The organism is Psychromonas sp. SR45-3 (genome assembly GCF_014163575.1).
GTDB lineage: Bacteria > Pseudomonadota > Gammaproteobacteria > Enterobacterales > Psychromonadaceae > Psychromonas > Psychromonas arctica.
In genome coordinates, this window is record NZ_JACJDP010000073.1 from 1 (window position 1) to 4,890 (window position 4,890).

Annotated in this window: 5 protein-coding genes; 3 read left to right on the top strand and 2 right to left on the bottom strand. The window is 36.2% G+C overall.

Translation table 11 applies throughout. The features are described 5' to 3' along the window. The first annotated feature begins 163 nt into the window (after nucleotides 1–163). The 3 genes from H5084_RS19020 (at nucleotide 164) to H5084_RS19030 (ending at nucleotide 2,249) form a co-directional block, all read left to right on the top strand. On the top strand, nucleotides 164–574 hold the full coding sequence (locus tag H5084_RS19020; RefSeq protein ID WP_182692206.1) for a hypothetical protein: 411 nt from the start codon (nucleotides 164–166) through the stop codon (nucleotides 572–574). Nucleotides 575–579: 5 nt separating this feature from the next. Then, nucleotides 580–1,182 carry a toll/interleukin-1 receptor domain-containing protein gene (locus H5084_RS19025; protein WP_182692207.1) on the top strand — a complete coding sequence of 201 codons (603 nt, stop codon included), beginning with the start codon at nucleotides 580–582 and terminating at the stop codon, nucleotides 1,180–1,182. 128 nt (nucleotides 1,183–1,310) lie between these two features. Continuing rightward, the gene (locus tag H5084_RS19030) at nucleotides 1,311–2,249 is read left to right on the top strand and encodes a hypothetical protein (protein WP_182692208.1); all 939 of its coding nucleotides are present in this window, start codon (nucleotides 1,311–1,313) and stop codon (nucleotides 2,247–2,249) included. Nucleotides 2,250–2,529: 280 nt separating this feature from the next. Here the strand turns inward: H5084_RS19030 and H5084_RS19035 are convergent, their stop codons facing one another. Together H5084_RS19035 and iolG are read right to left on the bottom strand one after the other, a co-directional pair. Further along, nucleotides 2,530–3,357: a sugar phosphate isomerase/epimerase gene (locus H5084_RS19035; RefSeq protein WP_182692209.1), complete on the bottom strand. Its 828-nt coding sequence runs from the start codon at nucleotides 3,355–3,357 to the stop codon at nucleotides 2,530–2,532. Between the two features lie 170 nt (nucleotides 3,358–3,527). After that, nucleotides 3,528–4,511, bottom strand: a complete 984-nt coding sequence (gene iolG, locus H5084_RS19040) for an inositol 2-dehydrogenase (RefSeq protein WP_182692210.1) — start codon at nucleotides 4,509–4,511, stop codon at nucleotides 3,528–3,530. Between the last annotated feature and the right edge of the window lie 379 nt (nucleotides 4,512–4,890).

Consider the following 4,890-nt stretch of genomic DNA (forward strand, 5'->3'; position numbering starts at 1 on the left):
AAGTATGCTATGTTTATTCATGCTAGCCTCCACATTATATTGTTGATAGATATATTATGGCTCTGGTTGAAAAACTAACCCACTGTAGAGGCTAGCACCTTAGTGGGAAGTCATTATGTCTATGTTTTCATCATGTGTTGAGTTATAAATTAAGGATTTATATGTGAATTTATTAGGAACCCCATATTTTCTCCAGTTTGGAGTCCCACTTATAACGGTTGGGTTGTCCATTTTTATTAAATATGTCACAAGGAATGATCGCCACTCAGGCTTTAAAAAAGAAGATACAGCTGTTGGCTTAGATTTGGCTGTTACGGCGTTACTTATATTTATTACGGGGAGTGCAAAGCTTGCTGGTGATTTACCTCCGAGCAACCCTCCTGCTGATATTGTTGAAAAACTTGCAGCTGTCCCATGGATACTAATGGCATTTATCGTAGGGATTTGGGGCGTATCTACCTTAGTAAGAAAACTCGGCTGGGAAAGTGACGATAAGTTAAAAGTATTTTGGGGAATAATAGTTCCTGATGCATTCGGTTTATCTGTTCTTCTATTTGTAGTTAATTGGATATAATTGCCATGAAAAACCCTTTATTAAAAGAAATTTACAGGTTGTCAGGTGTGATTATTCCACTGGCAGCAACATTATTATCAGTGATAATTTTACTTTCACAATTAGGAAATATTGAATACTTAAAATACGCTATTAGTATCGCTGGAGCAGGCGTTGGTGCTTTAGCTGTTTATTTGTATGCGGGAATCAGGTCTGCATTTAATGCACCTAAAGTTTATATATCGTATTCATTTCAAGATTCAAAATTAGTAGACTTAATCTGCTCTCAACTGGATCGTATCCAAGTTGAAATCTTACTAGATAAACATGAGCTTACGGTTGGTGATGATATAAACAAAAAGTTGAACTCACTCGTTGAAGCTAGTGATTACATTATTTACGTAAACTCGCATAATAGTTTAGATTCTGATTGGGCAAAAAAAGAATTAAGAAACGCATTGTCGCTCGATAAAAAAATATTACCTGTGGTGCTCGATGATACTCCATTACCCGATGAGATTAAGCATTTGATGTATGCAGATTTTAGAGAAGATCCTTCTGAAGGTGTAAAAAGTTTAATCAAAGTATTTTCGAACATAAAACATAACAAGCCAATTAAGCAGGACTAAAAACAGTTGGCTTTTGCTCCTGCGTCGCTTATTTTAGCCAACAATTTTAGCCCCTTATTGGGGCGTTAGCTCTCTATTTGCAGTCTGCTATTTTAAGTTTTAATCGATCATTATTATAAAGAGAAAATGTGCGTACATATTTAAAGAGTTCGATAATTACTGGACACAAATCTTACTGGGCTACTCATTTTTGCTCATTTTTTGAATGTCTTCATTATCATACATTAGAAAACTCACCAAATAAGCTTAGAAATTATCCTAATTGGAGTCTCTCTGATTACCGCGGTCATATACCTAATAATTTTTTTTGTTTTTTAAAACGTTGGGTACAAAATTGGGGATTTCAGTATTTCATGGCGAACTATTTAAATCAAAAAGTTGGTGACTATATTGTTGATGAATTGTTAGGTAAATTAAGTTATGAATTTGGAGCAACATTCTCTCGCGATTTAGACAAATACTGGTTTTATGTATCAGGTGTAGATTCAAAGCTTAGTGATGATTTAAGTGGTAGGTTTGATTCTATCTTTCCCAAAAAGGTTGGGTTATTACCTCCTGACATGAGCAAAGTTACTCGAAATTCAGATTTATGCTTAGTATTAAAAAACACTAAAGAAGACGTAAATATTGGCATTTTTGGTGAGGTTGAAGGTAACAAAGGTTATAAATTAACAACGGATACATTTTGGCACAATAAATCGGATTATTGTGTTTTTGCTATCGGCGTTGATAAAGGTAGTAACAAAGAATGTTACATTGATGTTTATGATTATAATGGCGCTCCAAAAGTAAATATAATATTTGAAGCTGAGCATCATGTGGTTAAAGATTTTCATAGAGTACTTGGGGCAATGGAAAACTTGTTTCATAATGGACCCAAAACCCATTTTGATTCCCTTGATGAGGAATTCGGATTTTTCATTAATCATATAAAAATGAATTGGGATCAGCCTGTTAATGACATCGTTGACTTTTTTTACAAGTTCATTGATTACAATGACTATATCGGAAAAGTTGATGGTACATTACCATTTATGTCAAGTATGCAGGCGGATGAAACGAGCTAACAAGGCAATTAAACGGAACTAAAATAGTTGGTGAGGTTCCGCTTCGCTCCACATTATAACCAACAATTTTAGTCCGCTTATTGTGAGAAAAGCGCTGGACACCCACAAACTTTAATCAATATTTATACTTTACTAATAACGACTTAAAATAATCTGAAGTTAAATTATTAACCCTTCGTGGTTAATCCGCTTTTGACCTTAAAAAAAGGCTCCAAGGCCGTTTAAACGACAATGAAGCCAACAGGGTAAGGGGGGGCTTTAAGAGTGTTATTTAGCCACTTTACTTGACGAGTTTTTTCATGCCCGCTAGCATTTTTTCAGCTGTTTCGTAATGGTCACCTTCCCATAGCTGATCATTTAAAAATTCACCGGAATAGAAACCGTCATAACCCGTCGATTGGATGGCATCAATCCATTCTTGTAGTGGAATTTCTCCTTCACCAATTAAGCAGCCGCGTAGTTCTTTTTCGTCGACCCAAGGTTGGTTTTCAGCAGGTCGTAACCCATCAGAAATATGAATATTATAAATCAGTTCTTTATCCACTTTCGCGACTTGTTCTAACGTTGCGCCACGGCATGACCAAAGGTGCCACGTATCTAATACAAAACCAAAGTTATCGCGGCCAACGGCATCATGTAAACGATGATAGTCATCTAATTTGGCAATGGGTGTCCAAGCTGCACCTTCAAATTGAAAACGAATATTGTGCTCTTTACCAATATCGGCAATGTGCGCAATATTTTGTGCCGTAATTTTTATATTATCTTCCACTGACAGGCCATTTAGCGCTTCAAAGGAATTTAATTGAATAGTTGGTGCACCGATTTCATGAGCAAACTGGCATAAGGTTTCAACTTGCTTAAATACGCTTTGCTGCGTTGTTTTATCAGCCGCTTCAACGCAACCGATAATATCAATCGCTGAAGGTAAAATACCTGCACTATCTAGTTTCGCTTTAAGAGAGGCACTGCTTAAACCACTATTAATATAGCGCCATAATTTCTCAGTATGAATTTCTAAGCCTTGATAGCCCGTTTCTTTTGCAAGGCGAATATCGCTCACAATATTATTATGTAAAGAGCACATACCGTGTAATGCAAATTTCATGGGTTCACCTAATTAATTAACTTGAATTCAGCTCAAGTTCTTTGATAGCTACAACAAGAAAATAACCTCGATGTTGGCTTATTTTCTTAAATGCGATTTTTTAACCATTGTTTTGATCATTGATCATTGATCATTGATCGTTGGTTATTGATTGCTCAGTGACGACTTACTCATAACATCACTGTTTTATTTGAGTGTAATGATTCCAGTGCTGCATCCGCTAATGCTAATGCTCTTTCACCATCAATGCCTGGTGACAATGACGTTGCACCACCTAATACATCTACAAAGTGGTTCCACTCATTTTTGTAGGCACCAGCGTAACGTTGTAAGAAGAAGTACTCTGGATTTGCTTCTACTGCGCCTTGGTTACCAAATTGTTTCACTGAGTTTTCAGTGATATTGCCTGCGGATAACATGCCGTTACTGCCATGTACTTCAATTCTTTGGTCATAACCATAACCTGAACGTCGGCTATTATTGATGGTTGCAATCGCGCCTGATTCAAAGGTTAAAACAATTACTGATGTGTCTATATCACCGGCTTTACCTATTTCAGGATCAACCATACAGCTACCGTAAGCTTTGATACTGGTCGGTTCTGCATTCATTAAATAACGCACCATATCAAAATCGTGGATTGTCATATCTCGGTACATGCCGCCCGATGTCTTAGCGTATTCTGCCGGTGGCGCTGCTGGGTCACGCGAGGTTATGATTAATGATTCAACCTGACCAATCGCTTTATCATTTAGACGTGCTTTTAATTCATTGAAATGCGCGTCATAACGACGGTTAAAACCAATGAACAAAATTGAATTATTTTCTTCTACTACTTTCAAGCAGTCACGTACCTTCGCTAAATCAAGGTCGATTGGTTTTTCACAGAAAATCGCTTTGCCGTGTTGGGCAGCTAGTTCAATAAGGTTAACGTGTGTATCTGTGGCAGAACAAATACAAACAGCATCGACATTGGGATCGGCCATTGCTTCTTCGGTGGTTTGAATTTTGGCGTCATATTTTTCTGATAATTCTTCACGTCCCTCTACATACGGGTCAATCACTGAATACACGTTAGTTTGTGTATGGTCATGGATATTCTGTCCATGAATGCGGCCAATTCTTCCAACTCCAAATAATGCAATATTAAACATACCGTTTTCCTTAAAGTGTAAATGTGCTGTCATTTTAAAATTCGACTTTACGTTGATCTTATTTTCAATTTATTCCTACTCTGAGTGCTATTTTTTGACACAAAAGACACTTAATTTGCCTCTTGTAGGGGGTTTAAAAAGCGTGAGTAAGATTTATTCTTTTCCTCTTTTAAAGGAGAAAAAATAACACCTATTAATAGGCGCTAAAACAAAAAACTGCAAAAGAAAAATATTTTTCATTTTTATCTGTGTATTGATAATATTGTTTATTTTATGAAACTGCTATTTCTTTACTGTTTATTTTTATTGAAACGTTAACCTTATCACGAGAGTGATTTTTAACAAAACAATAACATTTTAAGCTATTGTTTTTAATTGT